At 70.8% G+C, this 17,099-nt stretch carries 16 protein-coding genes; all 16 read left to right on the forward strand.

Going from position 1 to position 17,099, the window contains the following annotated elements; translation table 11 throughout:
• Window positions 1-388 precede the first annotated feature (388 nt).
• The 16 genes from ACFVYI_RS38880 to ACFVYI_RS38955 all read left to right on the forward strand — a co-directional run bounded on the left by ACFVYI_RS38880 (window position 389) and on the right by ACFVYI_RS38955 (window position 16,899).
• Window positions 389-1,318: an acetaldehyde dehydrogenase (acetylating) gene (locus ACFVYI_RS38880; RefSeq protein WP_387894388.1), complete on the forward strand. Its 930-nt coding sequence runs from the start codon at window positions 389-391 to the stop codon at window positions 1,316-1,318.
• Window positions 1,315-2,328: a 4-hydroxy-2-oxovalerate aldolase gene (gene dmpG / locus ACFVYI_RS38885; protein WP_387894390.1), complete on the forward strand. Its 1,014-nt coding sequence runs from the start codon at window positions 1,315-1,317 to the stop codon at window positions 2,326-2,328. Before ACFVYI_RS38880 ends, dmpG begins: the two co-directional genes overlap by 4 nt.
• Window positions 2,329-2,370: 42 nt before the next feature.
• Window positions 2,371-3,237 (forward strand): cupin-like domain-containing protein, encoded by an 867-nt coding sequence (locus ACFVYI_RS38890; protein WP_387894391.1) that lies wholly within the window; start codon window positions 2,371-2,373, stop codon window positions 3,235-3,237.
• Window positions 3,237-4,490, forward strand: coding sequence for an aminotransferase class I/II-fold pyridoxal phosphate-dependent enzyme (locus ACFVYI_RS38895; RefSeq protein WP_387894392.1), 1,254 nt, complete (start codon window positions 3,237-3,239; stop codon window positions 4,488-4,490). Before ACFVYI_RS38890 ends, ACFVYI_RS38895 begins: the two co-directional genes overlap by 1 nt.
• Window positions 4,487-5,383, forward strand: coding sequence for an HpcH/HpaI aldolase/citrate lyase family protein (locus ACFVYI_RS38900; RefSeq protein ID WP_387894393.1), 897 nt, complete (start codon window positions 4,487-4,489; stop codon window positions 5,381-5,383). Before ACFVYI_RS38895 ends, ACFVYI_RS38900 begins: the two co-directional genes overlap by 4 nt.
• On the forward strand, window positions 5,380-6,408 hold the full coding sequence (locus tag ACFVYI_RS38905) for an ornithine cyclodeaminase family protein (RefSeq protein ID WP_387894394.1): 1,029 nt from the start codon (window positions 5,380-5,382) through the stop codon (window positions 6,406-6,408). Before ACFVYI_RS38900 ends, ACFVYI_RS38905 begins: the two co-directional genes overlap by 4 nt.
• The gene (locus ACFVYI_RS38910; RefSeq protein ID WP_387894395.1) at window positions 6,395-7,753 is read left to right on the forward strand and encodes a hypothetical protein; all 1,359 of its coding nucleotides are present in this window, start codon (window positions 6,395-6,397) and stop codon (window positions 7,751-7,753) included. The genes ACFVYI_RS38905 and ACFVYI_RS38910 overlap by 14 nt, the downstream gene beginning before the upstream one ends.
• 83 nt (window positions 7,754-7,836) lie before the next feature.
• Window positions 7,837-8,397: a MaoC family dehydratase gene (locus tag ACFVYI_RS38915; RefSeq protein ID WP_387894396.1), complete on the forward strand. Its 561-nt coding sequence runs from the start codon at window positions 7,837-7,839 to the stop codon at window positions 8,395-8,397.
• Between the two features lie 49 nt (window positions 8,398-8,446).
• Complete coding sequence (locus ACFVYI_RS38920) at window positions 8,447-9,958, forward strand: aminopeptidase P family protein (RefSeq protein WP_387894398.1); 1,512 nt, start codon at window positions 8,447-8,449, stop codon at window positions 9,956-9,958.
• Window positions 9,959-10,811: 853 nt separating this feature from the next.
• Window positions 10,812-10,895, forward strand: a complete 84-nt coding sequence (locus ACFVYI_RS38925) for a putative leader peptide (RefSeq protein ID WP_352296006.1) — start codon at window positions 10,812-10,814, stop codon at window positions 10,893-10,895.
• A gap of 285 nt (window positions 10,896-11,180) precedes the next feature.
• The gene (locus tag ACFVYI_RS38930) at window positions 11,181-12,236 is read left to right on the forward strand and encodes an ABC transporter substrate-binding protein (protein WP_387894400.1); all 1,056 of its coding nucleotides are present in this window, start codon (window positions 11,181-11,183) and stop codon (window positions 12,234-12,236) included.
• Window positions 12,237-12,243: 7 nt separating this feature from the next.
• On the forward strand, window positions 12,244-13,068 hold the full coding sequence (locus tag ACFVYI_RS38935) for an ABC transporter ATP-binding protein (protein ID WP_387894402.1): 825 nt from the start codon (window positions 12,244-12,246) through the stop codon (window positions 13,066-13,068).
• 167 nt (window positions 13,069-13,235) lie between these two features.
• Window positions 13,236-14,015 carry an ABC transporter permease gene (locus tag ACFVYI_RS38940; RefSeq protein ID WP_387894403.1) on the forward strand — a complete coding sequence of 260 codons (780 nt, stop codon included), beginning with the start codon at window positions 13,236-13,238 and terminating at the stop codon, window positions 14,013-14,015.
• 10 nt (window positions 14,016-14,025) lie between these two features.
• Entirely contained in the window at window positions 14,026-15,615 is a 1,590-nt protein-coding gene (locus tag ACFVYI_RS38945) for an FAD-binding protein (protein WP_387894404.1), read from the forward strand.
• Window positions 15,612-15,971 (forward strand): ferredoxin family protein, encoded by a 360-nt coding sequence (locus ACFVYI_RS38950; protein WP_387894405.1) that lies wholly within the window; start codon window positions 15,612-15,614, stop codon window positions 15,969-15,971. The genes ACFVYI_RS38945 and ACFVYI_RS38950 overlap by 4 nt, the downstream gene beginning before the upstream one ends.
• A 37-nt stretch (window positions 15,972-16,008) precedes the next feature.
• Window positions 16,009-16,899 (forward strand): TauD/TfdA dioxygenase family protein, encoded by an 891-nt coding sequence (locus ACFVYI_RS38955; RefSeq protein WP_387894406.1) that lies wholly within the window; start codon window positions 16,009-16,011, stop codon window positions 16,897-16,899.
• Window positions 16,900-17,099: the final 200 nt, after the last annotated feature.

A 17,099-nucleotide genomic window follows, 5' to 3' on the forward strand; every position in this document is an offset into this window, starting at 1 on the left:
CGGGTCGTGCTTGCGCCCCGATCGATTCGGCGCGACGACCGGCGGGCGAGCGGTCTTGCTTTCTCCGCCCTCCGAACGCGCGACCACGCGTCGGCCTCCTCACGCTTCGCCTCGCGGCGGCCTGCCGGCAGTGACGGCCGGCCGTCGGCCGTACCGGAAGCGGCGTGACCGAACCGCGTCGACGCACGGTCCGGAGCCGAGGACATCCCAGTGAGTCGCCTGAGCGTCTGCAATCAGGGCTGCCACGGAGCAGCCGCGCACATCGATGGATGAGGACAACGTTCATGGGAACCTGCGAACCGGATGCGGCGAGACATACCAACATCACTCGCCGTTGCCTCTCACGTCATCCGCGGACCTGCCACCTCGGGTCCCACGGAGACATACGTTGACTCCCACGGCGGGCCCGAAGAGGACCCGTCCGGAGGTCGCCGAACCGGTGACCGTCGCCGTCATCGGGACCGGGGCGATCGGCCGGGACCTGGTGAGCAAGATCGACCGATCACCGGCGTTGGACTGCCGGCTGGTGGCCGGACGTAATCCGGAGTCGGCCGGCCTGCGGTACGCCGAGAGCCTCGGCTGTGCCACCACCACCGGCGGCATCGAGGCCGTACTGGCGGCCCCGCGCCCGTTCGACGTCGTCTTCGACGCCACCAGCGCCGCGTCCCACCGGGACCACTGGCCGCTGCTGGAGCCGCTCGGGACGCTGGTGATCGACCTGACGCCCAGCAAGGTCGGGCAGATGGTGGCGCCCACCGTGACCGGGGTGTCGCCGGCCGACGGACGCAACGTCAATCTGATCAGCTGCGGTGGTCAGGCGTCCGTCCCGGTCGTGCACGCGCTCGCCGCCCACTTCCCGGTGACGTACTTCGAGGTCGTCTCGACCGTGGCCAGTGATGTCGCGGGCCGCGCGACCAGGCTGAACCTCGACGAGTACGTGGCGACCACCGGTCACGCCGTGACGGCGTTCTCCGGCGTGACCGACGTCAAGGCGATCCTCAACATCAGTCCGGCGGTGCCACCGGCGACCTTCCGGACGGCCATTCACGCCCGCACGGCCGGCGCCGACCCGGTGGCGGTGCGCGCGGTGGTCGACCGGGCGGCCGAGCAGGTGCGGTCGTTCGCTCCCGGGTACGAGGTCGTCGCCTGCACGGCGGTCGACGACCTGGTGACGATCACCCTCCAGGTCACGGCGCACAGCGACGTACTACCGCCGTACGCCGGGAACCTCGACATCATCAACTCCGCCGCCGTCATGGTCGCCGAGCAGTACGCGATCCGGCCGGACCGGCCGTCCCGGACGGGAGTGACCTCATGAAGCACGTGGTGATCCACGACCCGACGTTGCGGGACGGCCAGCACGCGGTCCGGCACCGGCTCGGGCTCACCGCGCTGAGCCGTTACGCGGAAGCGGCGGACGCCGCCCGGATTCCGGTGGTGGAAGTCGGCCACGGCAACGGTCTGGGCGCCTCCTCACTGCAGGTCGGGCCGGCCGCGGTGAGTGACGACGAGATGCTGTCGACCGTCCGCGAGGCGCTGCGCCACAGCCGGATGGGCATTTTCATGCTGCCCGGCTGGGGCACCTCCGACGACCTCCGGCGGGCGATCGCCCACGGGGTCGACGTCTTCCGCATCGGCGTGCACGCCACGGAAGCGTCACTGGCCGAGCGCCACCTGGGCTTCCTGCGGGATGCCGGCGCCGAGGCGCACTGCGTCCTGATGATGAGTCACATGGCCTCCCCGGACGAGCTGGCCGAGCAGGCGGCGCGGGCCGTCGGCTACGGGGCGCAGGCCGTGGGGATCATGGACTCCGCGGGCCACTTCCTCCCCGCGGACGTCACCGCGCGGATCGGTGCGATCGTCGAGGCGGTCGACACCCTCCCGGTGATCTTCCACGGACACAACAACCTCGGGATGGCCGTGGCCAACTCGGTGGCCGCGGCCGACGCCGGCGCCCTGATCATCGACGGCTGCGCCCGTGGCTTCGGCGCCGGGGCGGGCAACACCCAGCTCGAAGTGCTGGTCCCGGTGCTGGAGCGGAGCGGGTACGCCACGGGCATCGACCTGTACGCGCTGCTCGACGCCGCCGAGCTCGCCGAGCTCGAACTCATGCCCGCGCCACCGGTGACCGCCTCGATGAGCATCGTCAGCGGCCTGGCGGGAGTGTTCTCCGGATTCAAGCACCGGGTCGTCGAACTCTCCGCGGCCGCCGGCGTGGACCCGCGCGACGTCTTCTTCGAACTCGGTCGACGGCAGACCATCGCCGGCCAGGAGGACTTGATCGTGGACGTGGTGACGGAGCTGAGTAGCCGCAAGACCGACAGCTGACGAAGGTACGTGACCCGGCTCCAGAGAAGGAGGACAGGCGACATGGCAGGTCCGGAAGCGGTGCCCGAGCGGAACGGGACGGCGGGTGTGGAAGTCGCCCGCATGTCGTTCGACGAATTCATGGCCGTCGGTCCCCGGGGGCTGTACACGGCCGACCGCCCCGTGGTGATCAAGCTCCCCGGCAGCGTGCAGGGACTCGGCCGGGACGAAGTGGCGGCGCGCCTGGCCGAGATGACCGTCACCCTGTTCACCGAGCCGGGCGACAAGAACCACCCGGGACGCTGGGAGACACGGGACATCAAGCTCCGCGAGTTCTTCGCGGACGAGCGGCACCTCACCAACTCGGACACCTGGCACCGGGTGGTGTCGAACATACGCAGCAGTCCGGCCGATGTGAACGCCGTCGTCGGATTCGACGCCGAGGAGCTCTTCGGCTACGGCAACGCCCTCTACGCGGCGAACCTGTGGATCAGCCACCAGGGCGTGTTCACCAAGAGCCACTTCGACGAGTTCGAGAACTTCAACATCGCGCTCGAAGGCCGCAAGCGGTTCATCATCGCTCCACCCGGTGTGCGGGACTACTACCCGAGGTCGGTCCTGCGGGGGTTCGGGGACAAGTCGCGGGTGGTCGACCTCGACGACGTGGACCTGAAGCGCTACCCGAGGCTGGCGGCCAGGCTCGCCCATCGCCGTGACCTCGTCCTCGAACCGGGTCACATGCTCTACCTGCCGCTCGGCTGGTGGCACCAGGCCGAGTCGCTGGACGACTTGAACATCAACGTCAACTTCTGGCTCAAGTCCAAGAAGATCCTCCGTAGGCCGCACGTGCTCGGCGTCGCGCTGTACACGTACGCCTACCGGAGATTCAAGGGCGTCTACAGCTACAAGCCCACCGAGGTGAACTCCTGATGAGCGAACGCAAGACCACCACTCCCACCCACCTGTACCGCAACAACGACAAGCTTGTCGGGATCGGCAACACCTTCTGGAACATGTCCTACGAGAACGGGGTCGCCGGCATCGTCGGCGACCTCCGGGACGGCGTGTTCCACATGCCCGACGGGCACGAGTTCGTCAACTTCACGGTCTGCTCCTACCTGGACCTGGACACCCACCCCAAGGTCATCGACGGTGCGGTCGACGCACTGCGCCGCTTCGGCGTCCTGGACCACTGCATCCCGCGCACCCGCGTCCAGACGCCGGTCCTGCTGGAGTTGGAGGCGTCGCTCGGCGAGCTGTTCGGCGCGATGGTGATCAGCGCGATCTCCACCGCGGCGGCCAGCACCGGCCTGCTTCCGCTGATCGCGTCCGGGCACCTCGGCAACGGCACCCGGCCGCTGATGGTCTTCGACAAGAACGCCCACGTCTCGATGGCCAACGCCAAGCCGAGCTGCGCCGACGAGACCGAGGTCGTGACCAGCCGTCACCATGACCTCGACTTCCTCAAGGACATGTGCCGCACCTACGAGCGCGTCTGCTACGTGGTCGACGGCTCGGACAGTCTCGGCGGCTACGCGCCCGTCGAGGAGCTGGCCGAACTGCAGGAGAAGTACAACCTCCTGGTCTTCTACGACGACTCGCACTCGCTGTCCGCGTACGGCGAGCGCGGCATCGGCTACGTACGCTCGCACTCCCCGGTGCTGGACGAACGGACCATCACCGTGGCGACCCTGAGCAAGGGGTTCGGGGCCGGCGGTACGGCGATCCTGCTCGACGGCTACCCCGAGGAGACACGGCGGCTCGTCGAACGCTTCGCGGGCCCGCTGGGCTACTCGCAGAAGATGAACGCCGCCGCGGTCGGTGCGGCGATCGCCTCGGCCGAGATCCACCGCACCGAGGAACTGACCCACCTGCAGGGGCGCCTGCGGTCCAACATCGCGCTGTTCGACTCACTCGTCACGACCGAGCAGGCCGAGAGCACGTTCCCGATCCGCGTCGTGCCGATGAGCGACGCGACGGTCGTCGAGGCCGCCAAGCAGGTCTTCGCGGCCGGCTTCTACACCTCGCCGGTGTTCTTCCCGATCGTCACCCGCGGAACCGCCGGACTGCGCGTGATGCTGCGGGCCGGCCAGACCGAGGACCAGATCAGGCGGGTCTCCTCCGCGCTGATCCAGGCCGGGGCGCGTCCGGCGACCGCGGTGCCCGGGTCGGTGGCCGAGTGAGCGCCGCGGTCAGGGCGGTGCCGCGCAGCATCCTGTACACGCCGGCCCTGTCGCTGGAACGGGTGGTGAAAGCCTGGTCGTACGACGCGGACGTTCATCTGATCGACCTTGAGGACTCCGTACCGCCCGCCGACAAGCCGGCCGCCCGCGCGGTCTGCCTGGCCGCGCTGCAGAAGTCGCCGCGGCCGGCGAACGTCGCCGTGCGCATGAACGAGCTCGGCAGCCTCGCCGCGGTGCACGACGTGCTGATGCTGACCGACAGTCCGGTGAAGCCCGGCATCGTCCTGATGACGATGGTGACCTCGGCGGACGAGGTCGACCTGCTGCGCCGGATGCTGGCATCGGCGGGCGCGCACCCGGAGATCTACGTGACGGTGGAGACGGTCGAGGCGGTCACCCGCATCGACTCCATCGCGCGATCCGCCGACGGCCTGGTGTTCGGCTCGGCCGATCTGGCCGCCACGCTCGGGGTCGACATCACCTGGGAGGCTATGCAAGCGGCCCGCCAGGCGATGGCGATGGCCTGCGCCCGATTCGGTACGGCGTGCATCGACACGGCCAACTACCGGCTCGCCGAACCGGCGGTCCTCGCCGAGGACACCACCCGGGTGCGGGCACTCGGCTTTCACGGCAAGGCGACGGTGCACCCGCGCGAACTCGACGTGATCAACCGCATCCTGCGGCCCCGGCCCGACGAACTGGGACTGGCGCGTCGGGTGGCGGAGGCCGTGACCGCGGCCAACGGCGGGATCGCCGTCCTGGACGGCAACATGGTCGGGCCGCCGTTCGCCCGGCTGGCGCGCGACACGGTCGCGCGCGGGGACGCCTGGACGCGTCGATTCGGCCGAGACGGCAGCGACGGCGGCGATGCCGGAGATGGCGGAGAGGCATGACCGCCCCACCGGTGATGGTCCGGGCCGCCGACATGTCCGGCACCTTGCCGACGACCCGCGTGATCGACGTGCTCGGCGAGATGTTCGTGGACCTGGCCGCCGGCCGGACCCGGTCCCCGGCCCGCACCGTCGTCGAGCACGGTGACCGGCGCGTCCTCCTGGTCAGCCCCGCCGTCTGGGAGCAGCGCGGGGTGGGCAGCGTCAAGGTCACCACGCTCACCCCGGACAACCCGGTCCGCGGACTGCCCCTGATCCACGGAATCGTCGCGCTCACCGACCTGGAGACAGGGCAGATCACCGCCCTGCTGGACGGCGCCGAGCTCACCGCCGTCCGCACCGGCGCGGTCGCCGCTCTGGCGACCCGCTGGTGCACTCCCGACGACGCCGACGACTTGGCGGTGATCGGTGCGGGGGTACAGGCGCGTGCCCTGATCAGGGCGGTGTCGGCGGTACGCCCGATCCGCACCGTCCGGATCCACTCACGCACGCGCGCCGGCGCCGAGAAGCTCGCGGACCGGATCCGGAACACCGCACCCCGACCCGTCCGCGTGACGGTCTGCGACACCGCGAGGGATGCCGTGACCGACGCGATGATCATCTGCACGGCCACCTCCACCGGTGACGGCACACCCGTGGTGCAGGCGGACTGGGTGGCCTCCGGCGCGCACGTGAACGTGATCGGTGGCACCCACCCGGACGCCGTCGAGCTCGACCCGGCCCTACTGGCCGATGCCGTGACCATCGTCGAGGACCGGACCGCGGCGCTGGACGGCGCGGGTGAGATCCGGGCGGCACTGGCCGGCGGCTTGATCAAGGCCGAGGACCTGTACGAACTGGGCGGGCTGGTGAGCGGCGAGGTCTCCGTCGCCGGCCGGACCTCGGTCCTGCGTACGGTCGGAATGGCCATCGAGGACACCGCAGCCGCGGTGGCGCTGTACGAGCAGCGCCGTGCGGCCGAGCAGGGACCGGGCGACCCGTCCGCCGTTCCACCAACAAGGGAGGGAGTGTCGGATGGACACGCATGAGGACATCGGTACGAGAAGCGGACACCCGTGGTTCGGGGAGCACCGGCTGAGGCCCGCCGCGTCGGCGGACACGATCCGACAGATGCTGCGGCATGAGCTCCGGGACACCGGTTGGCCGTACCAGCAGGTCCTTCCCGCGGCACCGATGGCGATCCCGCGCGCGGCCTACGCGGAGATCTTCCGGGTGAGCGTCGCGCTGATCGAGCTGCTGCGCCGTACCGCCCTGGAAACCGGACCCACCACCGCCGACAGGCTGACGGCCTACCACATGCCCGCCGACGAGGACCGGCTGTGGATGGACGACGCCTTCATCGAGGAGCGGTACGCCGACAGCGTGGTCCGTCCGGATCTGGTCATCGGGCCGAACGGTCCGCAGTTCCTGGAGTTCAACGTCAGCGGTGCGCTCGGTGGCGTGGTGGAGACGCAGAGCCGTCTCGCGGTGTGGAACAGGCTCCACGCCGACGAGGAGGGCCGGACCCCGTACCGTTCTCCGAACCCGTTCGCCGTACGCGCCGAGATGTTCCGTTCGCTCAGCGCGGAGTTGGCGCTGGCACCGCGGGTGGCCGTCGTCGGCAGTTCCCGGGTGATCGGCGTGGAGCGACGGTACTTCGAGCTGGAGGCCGACTATTACAACAGTCACGGCCTGACCGCACGCTTCTTCGAGCCGGAGGAGCTGCACCAGGCGTGGGACTGCGCGCCGCATCTGCGTCATCCGATAGGACTGCGGAACTTCACCATTCCTGACTGGCTGGAGGTGGGCCTCGACACCACGCCGGTCCAGGCCGCTCTGGACAACGGCTGTGTGCTGGTGGGCACCCAGACATCGACCTTCCTGCACAGCAAGCTCACCATGGGGCTCCTGTCGGAAGGGCGGCCCTGGATGACCGAGGGCGACCGCAGGCTCGTCGAGCGGTACCTGCCGTGGACGCGGATCCTCTCGGAGCGGAAGACCGACCGCCGGGGTCAGCGGGTGGACCTGCTCCCGTTCGTGCTCGGGAACCGGGACCTGCTGGTGCTCAAGGCCGGTCTGGGGGAGAGCGGGAAGCAGGTGGTCATCGGCCGCGAGGTCGACCAGGCCGTGTGGGAGTCCGCCGTCGGCGAGGCCGTCGGCGGCGGCGGCAGCGTGGTGCAGGAGTTCGTGCAGCCGCAGACCTGCACGGTCGCGCTGGTCACCGACGGTTCCGACGAACCGCACGACGTCGATGTCGCCCCGGTGCTCGGACCCCTGGTGTTCGGCGGTCGCCCGGCCGGGTTGTTCTGCCGGTTCTTCGGCGACGGTTCCGCCGGGATCGTCAGCGTCCGAGGAGGGACGAGCAGCTCCGACAACGTGATGGTGGCGATCTGACGGCACACCGCTCGCGATCTGCCCTTCGGAGTGGCGTACCGCCCGCGCCGACCCTTTCAGCGATATCAACGGAGTGGACCCGGATGACCCTGCGTCAGATCAATGACAACGAGTACGTCGAGGAACACGGCGGGGACTTCGAGGACTTCGAGCCGGGCATGGTGATCCGGCACTGGCCGGGCCGCACCCTCTCCGAGGCCGACAACACCTGGCTGACCTTGCTGACGATGAACCAGCACCCGCTCCACTTCGACCAGCACTACAGTGCCGGGGCCGAGTACGGGAAGGTGCTGGTGAACAGCGGCATCACACTGTGCCTGGTCGGCGGGATGACCGTGCAGGCGCTGTCGGCGCGGGCGGTGGCCAACCTGGGTTGGGACAAGGTCCGCCTGAAGGACCCCGTCTTCGTCGGCGACACCCTCTACGCGACGAGCAGGATCCTCGACAAACGACTGTCCCGGTCCCGGCCGGGGCAGGGGATCATCACGGTGGAGACGACGGGCACGAAGTCGACGGGGGAAGCCGTCATCGTCTTCGAGCGGTCGTTCATGGTGCGCTGCCGTGCGGGGGTCGTCCCTCCGGAGGACCGGCGACCCCCGGACGCGGACGCCGCATCCGATGACCTTCCCGCGCAGGGAACATGAGTGCTCGTCAAGGATTCGTACAGCGAGTGGATATGACAGGAAGTTTGACATGACCAGCGAGAATCAGCCCAAGGCCGGCCACCGCGACATTCCCGTCAGCGCCGAGTTCCGCGCGTTCATGGCCTCCGGATGGGCGGCCGACGACCGTCCGCCGGCGCCCCGTGCCGAGGTGGCCGATCACGCGGCCCGCCGACGGACGGCCCTGTCTCAGCGGTTCCCCGGCGAGCGGCTCGTCATCCCCGGCGGCGGCCTGAAGGTACGCAGCAACGACACCGACTACGCCTTCCGGCCGCACACCGCCTTCGCTCACCTGTCCGGGCTCGGCGCACACGCGGAGCCCGACAGCGTCCTCGTACTGGAGCCCGGCCCCGAGGGCGGACACCATGCCGTCCTGTACTTCCGCCCGCCGGCCCCCCGGGACACCGAGGACTTCTACACCGACTCCCGGTACGGGGAGTTCTGGGTCGGCTACCGCCCGACCATCGCCGCCATCGAGTCGGAACTCGGCCTCACCGCCCGCCACATCGACTCCCTGGCGACCGACTTGGCAAAGGACGACGCCGCTTCCCGGCTGCGCGTGGTCCGGTCGGCCGATCCGAAGCTCGCCGAGTTCGTCGACACGACCCGTGCCCAGGCGGGAACGCCCCTCACCAGTGAGCAACAGGAGGAGGCCGACGAGGAACTGGCCCGCGAACTGTCGGGGATGCGGATCGTCAAGGACGAGTGGGAGATCGGCGAGATGCGCAAGGCGATCGCCGCCACCCACCATGGATTCGAGGCGATCATCACCACCCTGCCGGAGGCCGTGCGCAAGGGCCGCGGCGAGCGGTGGGTCGAGGGCGTCTTCGGCCTGTACGCGCGGCACGAGGGCAACGGAATCGGATACGAGTCGATCTGCGCGGCCGGCGACCATGCCAACACCATCCACTGGACGAAGAACACCGGCGAGGTCCGCGAGGGTGACCTGATCCTGATCGACGCCGGGATCGAGATCGACTCCCTGTTCACCGCCGACATCACCCGCACCCTTCCGGTGAGCGGCCGCTTCACCGACGTACAGCGCAAGATCTACGACGCGGTCCACGCGGCACAGCAGGCCGGCATGCAAGCGGTGAGGCCCGGCAACAGGTTCAGCGACATCCACGCCGCCGCGAACGAGGTCATCGCGCACCACCTGCACGAGTGGGGGCTGCTGCCCGAGGGAGTCACGGTCGAGCAGACCCTCGATCCGGAGCGCGGCGGCTGGCACCGCCGCTGGATGGTCCACGGGACCTCCCACCACCTGGGCATGGACGTACACGACTGTCAGCTGCTGCTGCGCAAGGACTACATGGACGGCGAGCTGAAGCCGGGCATGGTCCTCACGGTCGAGCCGGGCCTGTACTTCAAGGCGGACGACCTGCTGGCACCGGCGGAGTTCCGCGGCATCGGGGTGCGCATCGAGGACGACGTGCTGGTGACCGAGGACGGCTACGAGAACCTGTCCGCTGCGATGCCGCGTAGCTCCCACGACGTGGAGGCGTGGATCGCCCGGGTGGCAGGTCCTGCAGAAGACCGCTGACTACGGCAGGGCGTCCGCACAGCGTGACGGCCGTGCCTCTGCCGGTGATCCGTCAGGGGCACGGCCAACCTGAGCACTCACCCATCCCGGACCACCGGCCCGTCCGGGATGGGTGATCGGTTCGGGGCTGCGCGCAAGGGTGAGGCCTGGCTCAAGGCCTGGTACCGGGGCACTGTTCGGCAAGCCTGCGTTCGATGCAGTACCGAGCCGGCGCCGCGGGGAACGCGGAGCGAAGCAACGCCTGCATTCCCCCGCCGTACTGGGCGCGAACCCGGCCGCCCGCACGAACGTGACCGCCGTAGGGGTCGTGACCCGCGTGTGCGGTGCCCGGTACGTGCCAGCGTTCGAGAATCCGCCGGAGCGCGGAGTCGACGCCCGCACGGCACGCCCGGGAACGAGCGACTCGACGCGGGTGGAAGGCACCGCTCCGACTGCGACCAGTTCGGCGCGGTGCCCGTCGAGTTCCCCGATGCGCGCCGGCACTCCAAGGTTGCGCTCGGTCTCCGACCGTTCCGCCGGTACGTGATCGATTTCGCCCTTCGCCGGTAGGAGTCGTTCCTCGATCAACCGGATCGTGCGGTCGAGCTCTGCCGCGCACGACGCTCACCAAGGCGCCCGCGGGGCCCAGAACCGCGAGGCGGCCCGTCCCGCGCAACATGCCGACGGTTGAGGCTGCGGACTCCCCATCCGAGCGCCCGCCAGCGACGGGCTCGACCCCCGGTCCGCCCCCGGGAGCGACGCCCCGCGCGACTCCAGACGCGTCTGCGGGGGCCCCCGGTCCGGCCGAGGCGGGTTTCTTCCGGCGGCTGAACATTCGTTGACCTGGTTCGGGTCAGCTGCCAGGCTGTCGGACGTGAGCCAATCCGAGCGCCTTGTGGGCCGCCTGCACGTCGATCTACGACGACACGCGAGCGCCATCTGTGCTGTCTGCCACTGACCGGCGCCCCTTGGCGCTGACGCGCTCCTCTCACCTGTCGGCCTGAACCGGCACGGTCGCCCTACCGGCACGGTCGCCCTGACGTCGCGGCCGCAGCTCCGGGCTGTCGCCGTACCCGGCCGTGCCGTCCTGCGCAGCCTCCGCGCCCTAGGCGCCCCGCCCTGGCCCTGTGCGCCGGGTGCTCTCCTGTTCACCACCAGCCGTTCACCCGCCTCGCCGCGTGACGCGCAGCCCTGCTGCGCGTCCCCGTCGGCGTACCCAGCCGACCCCGCAAAGGACCTCCCCATGCCCGTGACCTCATGGCCCGTTCCCCCACCCACCTCCCGACGCCGGTTCCTCACGCTGGCCGCGGTCGCGGCGGCGGCGGCCGCCTGCGGCCGAGCGACGGCGGCCGGCGGCGCCGAGACGAAGAAGCTCCGCTACCAGGGCTGGGTTGGGCAGGTGACGTTGCCCGAACTCGCCGAGGATCTCGGCTACTTCGGCGACGTGAAGCTGGAGTGGGTGGGTAACACGATCAGCGGCCCGCAGGACATCCAGTCGGCGGCGACCGGGCAGACGGACTTCGGCGGGGCGTTCAACGGCGCCGTCGTCAAGCTGATCGCGGCCGGGGCGCCGGTGAAGGCGGCGATCAGCTACTACGGCGTCGACGCCGCCTCCTACAACGGCTACTACGTGCTGGAGGACAGCCCGATCCGCTCCGCCCGGGACCTGGTCGGCAAGAAGGTCGGGATGAACACGCTCGGCGCCCACGTCGAGGCGGTGCTGGACACCTACCTCCAGCGCAACGGCTTCGCCGCATCGGAGTTGCGCCGGGTCGAGCGGATCGTCGTGCCCCCGGTCAACACCGAGCAGGCGCTGCGCCAGAAGCAGATCGAGGTCGCCTCGCTGGGCGGCGTCCTGCGGGACAAGGCGCTGGCGGCGGGCGGGATCAGGCCGCTGTTCAGCGACTTCGACCTGCTGGGCGCCTTCAGCGCCGGCACGTACGTGCTGACCGACAGGTTCCTCAAGCAGAACCCGACCACGTCGAGGGTCTTCGTCACGGGGGTCGCGAAGGCGATCGAGTGGGCCCGGACGACGCCGCGCGAGGAGGTGATCGCCCGCAGCACGGACATCATCAAGCGCCGTGGCCGCAACGAGGACGTCGCGGCGCTCCAGTACTGGAAGTCCTTCGGTGTCGCCGAGCCCGGCGGCCGGATCACGGACCAGACCTTCCAGCTCTGGATCGACTGGCTGACCGCCCACGGTGACATCAAGGCCGGGCAGGTCAAGGCGGCCGACCTCTACACCAACCAGTTCAACGGATACTCGGCCGCCTCGCCCACTCCCACCGCCGGGAGCTGAGCCCGCGATGACCGATCACATCAGCCTCCGCCAGGTCACCAAGACGTTCCCGGTCCGGGGGCGTGCGGGAGACCGCCCGCCCTCCGGGTTCATCGCCCTCGACTCGGTCGAACTCGACGTCGCCAAGGGCGAGTTCCTGACAGTCGTCGGACCGAGCGGCTGCGGAAAATCCACCTTGCTGGACCTCCTCGGGGGTCTGACGGCGCCGACCTCCGGCGAGATCCTGCTCGACGGCCGGCCGGTCACCGGCCCGGGGATCGACCGCAGCATCGTCTTCCAGCAGTACGCACTGCTGCCGTGGCGGACAGCCCAGGGCAACGTGGAGTTCGGCCTGGAGGCCACCGGCGTGGCGAGGCGGCAACGGGCCGCCAGGGCACGGGAGTACCTCGACCTGGTCGGTCTCACCGGCTTCGAGGACCGCCACCCGCACGAACTCTCCGGCGGTATGAAGCAGCGGGTCGCGATCGCCCGCAGTCTCGCGTACGACCCGGCCGTCCTGTTGATGGACGAGCCGTTCGCGGCGCTCGACGCACAGACCCGCGAGTCGCTCCAGGACGAACTACTGCGGATCTGGCAGCGGACGGGCAAGACCGTCGTGTTCATCACCCATGGCATCGAGGAGGCGGTCTACCTGGGCGGCCGCGTCGCGGTGCTCACGTCGCGGCCGGGCCGGGTGAAGGAAGTCGTCCGGATCGACCTGGGTGAGCGTGCGGCCGGTCACGACCTGCGATCCAGCCCGGAGTTCGCCCGCTACCGCCACCGGATCTGGAGCCTGCTGCACGACGAGGTCAGCCGTGCGCAGCAGTTGGAGAGAGAGGTCAGCCGCATATGAGCACCGATCTGAACCCGCGCGCGGCGGTGGACGTGCGGACGGCCCCCGTCGAACCCCGGCCTACGGTCGAACCGGCCCCAGGCGGGGTATCAGCCCCGAGCAGTGCGTCGACCCCGCCGCCGACCCCGGGTGGGACGGCGGCCCCGGCACCGGCCCTCCGGTCGAGGGTGCCGCGCCGTCTGCTGCGGCTACTGCTGAGCGGCGCCACGAAGTCCGTGGCGATCGTCGCGCTGCTGCTGCTCTGGGAGCTCGCCCCGCGGTTCGAGCTGGTGGACCCGACCTTCCTGCCGCCGTTCAGCGAGGTGCTGGGCGCCTGGTACGGGCTGCTGCAGAACGGCCAGCTGGCCGACAACACGCTGGCCAGCCTGACCCGTTCGCTCAGCGGCTTCGGCCTGGCGGTGGTGATCGGTGTGCCGCTCGGCCTGCTGATCGGCTGGTACCGGCCGGTGGCCAACCTGCTCAGCCCGCTGCTGGAGCTGTTCCGCAACACGGCGGCGCTCGCCCTGCTCCCGGTGTTCGTACTGATCCTCGGCATCGGCGAGACGTCCAAGATCTCGATCGTGCTGTACGCCTGCCTGTGGCCGATCCTGCTCAACACCATCAGCGCGGTGCGCAGTGTGGACCCGACGCTGATCCGGCTCGCCCGCTCGCTGGACCTCTCCGCGCCCCGGCTGTTCCAGAAGGTGATCCTGCCCGCCTCGGTGCCGGTGGTCTTCACCGGCGTCCGGCTCGCCGGGGCGGTGTCGATCCTGGTGCTGGTGGCCGCCGAGATGGTGGGGGCGAAGGCGGGACTCGGCTATCTGATCAACGCGTCGCAGTACAACTTCGCGATCCCGCAGATGTACGCGGGGATCGTGACGATCTCCGTCATCGGGCTGGTCTTCAACCAGCTGCTGGTCGCGTTGGAGCGCCGGTTCACCGCCTGGCGCGCCCCGCTGGGCGGTTGAGAGGCCTGACATGAGTACACGACAGGAGTTCACGGCCGACGTCCTGGTGGTCGGCGGCGGCCCGGCGGCCACCTGGGCGGCGCTGGACGCGGCCCGCGCGGGCGCGGACGTCGTCCTGGCCGACAAGGGGTACTGCGGGACGAGCGGCTCGACGGCGGCAGGCGGCACCGGCGTCTGGTACGTCGACCCGGAGCCGGTGCGGCGCGAGGCGGCGATGGCGAGCCGGGAGGCGCTCGGCGGATACCTGGCCGACCGTCGCTGGATGGCCAGGGTCCTCGACCAGACCTACGCCAACATGAACGAGCTGGCGGACAGCGGGAGTTATCCCTTCCCGACCGGTCCGGACGGCCGCCAGCTGCGGAACGGTCTGCAAGGCCCCGAGTACATGCGCCGGATGCGGATCCGGGTGCGGCGGGCGGGTGTCCGCATCCTCGACCACAGCCCCGTCACCGAACTGCTCACCGCCGCCGACGGTTCGGTCGCCGGTGCTGCGGGCCACCGCCGGCAGGCCGGGCACCCCTTCCTGGTGCGGGCGGGCGCCGTGGTGCTCGCCACCGGGGGCTGCGCGTTCCTCAGCAAGGCACTCGGCACCAACACCAACACCGGCGACGGCGCCCTGTACGCGGCCGAAGTCGGCGCCGAGCTCTCGGGGATGGAGTTCTCCAACGCCTACGGCATCGCGCCGGAGCACACCTCGGTGACCAAGACCGCCTTCTACTCGTACGCCAGTTTCACCACGGCGGACGGCGCCCCGTTGGAGGGCGCGGCCAGCCAGGGCGGCCGTTCGGTGATCGCCCGTTCACTGCTGGCGGGGAACAAGGTGTACTGCCTGCTGGACCGCGCCGACGAAGCGGCCCGACGCGCGATGCGCCTGGCCCAGCCCAACTTCTTCCTGACCTTCGACCGGCTGGGCATCGACCCGTTCACCGACCGGTTCGCCGTCACCCTGCTCGCCGAGGGCACCGTGCGCGGCACCGGCGGCATCCGGATCGCGGGCGACGACTGCCGCACCACCGTCCCCGGCCTGTACGCCGCCGGGGACGCCGCCACCCGTGAGGAGATCTGCGGGGGCTTCACCGGCGGCGGCAGCCACAACGCGGCCTGGGCGATGTCCTCGGGCACCTGGGCCGGGCGAGGCGCCGCCGGGTACGCGCGTGCGCTCGGGCCCGGTGCCCATCGTCGTACGCTCGCCCCGGCCGGCCGGGCCGGGCTGCGCCCCACCGGGACGCCCGGCGGGGACGCCCGCGAGATCGTCACCACCGTCCAGCGCGAAGTGCTTCCGTACGACAAGAACTACCTCCGGCACGGGGACGGCCTCACCGGGGCGCTCACCGTGCTCGACGACGCCTGGGCGCGGCTGCGGGCCGGGCTGCGGGCCACGGGTGCGGACGCGATCCGGGCCCGGCAGGCGGCGGCGCTCGCCGCGAACGCCCGCTGGATGTACCGCTCGGCGCTCGCCCGTACCGAATCCCGGGGGATGGCCCGCCGGCTCGACCACCCCGACCAGGATCCGGCGCAGCACCACCGGATCGCCACCGGCGGCCTGGACGAGGTCTGGACCCGCCCGCTGCCCCGCGCCACCACGGAGGTCACCGCATGATCGAACTCGTCTCCCCGGAACGCTGCATCGCCTGCGACAAGTGCATCAAGGTCTGCCCGACCGACGTCTTCGAGCGGGGCACCGACGGCATCCCGTCGATCGCGCGGCAGGACGACTGCCAGACCTGCTTCCAGTGCGAAGCCAACTGCCCGGTCGACGCGCTGTTCGTCGCCCCGTACACCCACCCGCAGCCGCAGGACCCGGCCGTCCGCGACGAGCGGCGGCTGGCCGAGGCCGGGCTGCTCGGCAGCTACCGCGCGCAGATCGGCTGGGGCCGGGGCCGGACCCCGGGCGCGCTGCGCGCGATCGGCCCGGCCCTGGGGCCGGCCGCTTCGGCCGCCCCCATCACCTCCTGACCGTCCGTACCGTACCCACCGTCCGAAGGAGATCCCCATGACCAGCACCTTCGAGATCCGCAAGATCGGCGGCCGGATCGGCGCCGAGATCCTCGGCGTCGACACCGCCGCCGCACTCGACGCGGAGACCGTCGAGAAGCTCAACGCCGCGTTGGTGGAGCACAAGGCGCTCTTCTTCCGCGCCCAGCAGCTGGACGACGACGGCCAGACCCGCTTCGCCGCCAACTTCGGCACCCTCACCACCGCGCACCCGACCGTCCCCGCGCTCGACGGCCAGCCGAACGTCCTGGCGGTGGACAGCGAGGACGGCGGCCGGGCCAACCACTGGCACACCGACGTGACCTTCGTCCGTACGCCTCCGAAGGCCAGCACCCTGCGCAGCCTGATCGTCCCGCCGTACGGCGGCAACACGCTGATCGCCAACACCCAGGCCGCGTACCGGGACCTTCCGGAGCAGCTGCGCGAGTTCGCCGACCGGCTCTGGGCCGTGCACACCAACGACTACGACTACGCGCAGGGAAAGGAGCTGGACGCCGCGGACCAGGAGCGCCGCCGGGTCTTCACCGCCCGCAAGTACCGCACCGTCCACCCGGTGGTACGGGTGCACCCGGAGAGCGGTGAGCGTGGGCTGTTCATCGGCGGCTTCGCGCAGTCGGTCGTCGGCCTGCCGACCGCCGAGTCCCACGACCTGCTGCGCAGCCTGCAGGCGTACGTGACCCGGCCCGAGAACGTGGTCCGCTGGCGCTGGGAGCTGGGGGACGTGGTGCTGTTCGACAACCGCGCCACCCAGCACTACGCGCCGGACGACTACGACGACCTGCCGCGCCGCCTGCACCGCGTCACCGTCGCCGGTGACGTCCCGGTGGGTGTGACGGGCGAGCCCAGCCAGGTGCTGGAGGGTGACGACGCCTCGCACTACACGCCCTGACCGGCAGCCCGGCCGCGCGGAGGACTCCGTGCGGCCGGGCCGAGGGCTGAGGGCCGAGGGCTGAGGGCCGAGGGCGGCCGACGCCACGGGGGAAGGCCCGGACCGAGTGGTCCGGGCCCGTCCCCCGGGGGGGGGGGGCGGGCCTGCCCCCGGGCCGCCGGGGCCCCGGCGGCGGGGCGGGCCGGGGCGCCCCCCCCCGC

Source organism: Kitasatospora sp. NPDC058218, assembly GCF_042882445.1.
GTDB lineage: Bacteria > Actinomycetota > Actinomycetes > Streptomycetales > Streptomycetaceae > Kitasatospora.

What these genes read in the sequence shown, in the direction of transcription:
- dmpG (WP_387894390.1), top strand. Translation starts at nt 1,315, where the DNA reads ATGAAGCACGTGGTGATCCACGACCCGACGTTGCGGGACGGCCAGCAC.
- ACFVYI_RS38890 (WP_387894391.1), top strand. Translation starts at nt 2,371, where the DNA reads ATGGCAGGTCCGGAAGCGGTGCCCGAGCGGAACGGGACGGCGGGTGTG.
- ACFVYI_RS38895 (WP_387894392.1), top strand. Translation starts at nt 3,237, where the DNA reads ATGAGCGAACGCAAGACCACCACTCCCACCCACCTGTACCGCAACAAC.
- ACFVYI_RS38905 (WP_387894394.1), top strand. Translation starts at nt 5,380, where the DNA reads ATGACCGCCCCACCGGTGATGGTCCGGGCCGCCGACATGTCCGGCACC.
- ACFVYI_RS38910 (WP_387894395.1), top strand. Translation starts at nt 6,395, where the DNA reads ATGGACACGCATGAGGACATCGGTACGAGAAGCGGACACCCGTGGTTC.
- ACFVYI_RS38915 (WP_387894396.1), top strand. Translation starts at nt 7,837, where the DNA reads ATGACCCTGCGTCAGATCAATGACAACGAGTACGTCGAGGAACACGGC.
- ACFVYI_RS38920 (WP_387894398.1), top strand. Translation starts at nt 8,447, where the DNA reads ATGACCAGCGAGAATCAGCCCAAGGCCGGCCACCGCGACATTCCCGTC.
- ACFVYI_RS38930 (WP_387894400.1), top strand. Translation starts at nt 11,181, where the DNA reads ATGCCCGTGACCTCATGGCCCGTTCCCCCACCCACCTCCCGACGCCGG.
- ACFVYI_RS38935 (WP_387894402.1), top strand. Translation starts at nt 12,244, where the DNA reads ATGACCGATCACATCAGCCTCCGCCAGGTCACCAAGACGTTCCCGGTC.
- ACFVYI_RS38945 (WP_387894404.1), top strand. Translation starts at nt 14,026, where the DNA reads ATGAGTACACGACAGGAGTTCACGGCCGACGTCCTGGTGGTCGGCGGC.
- ACFVYI_RS38950 (WP_387894405.1), top strand. Translation starts at nt 15,612, where the DNA reads ATGATCGAACTCGTCTCCCCGGAACGCTGCATCGCCTGCGACAAGTGC.
- ACFVYI_RS38955 (WP_387894406.1), top strand. Translation starts at nt 16,009, where the DNA reads ATGACCAGCACCTTCGAGATCCGCAAGATCGGCGGCCGGATCGGCGCC.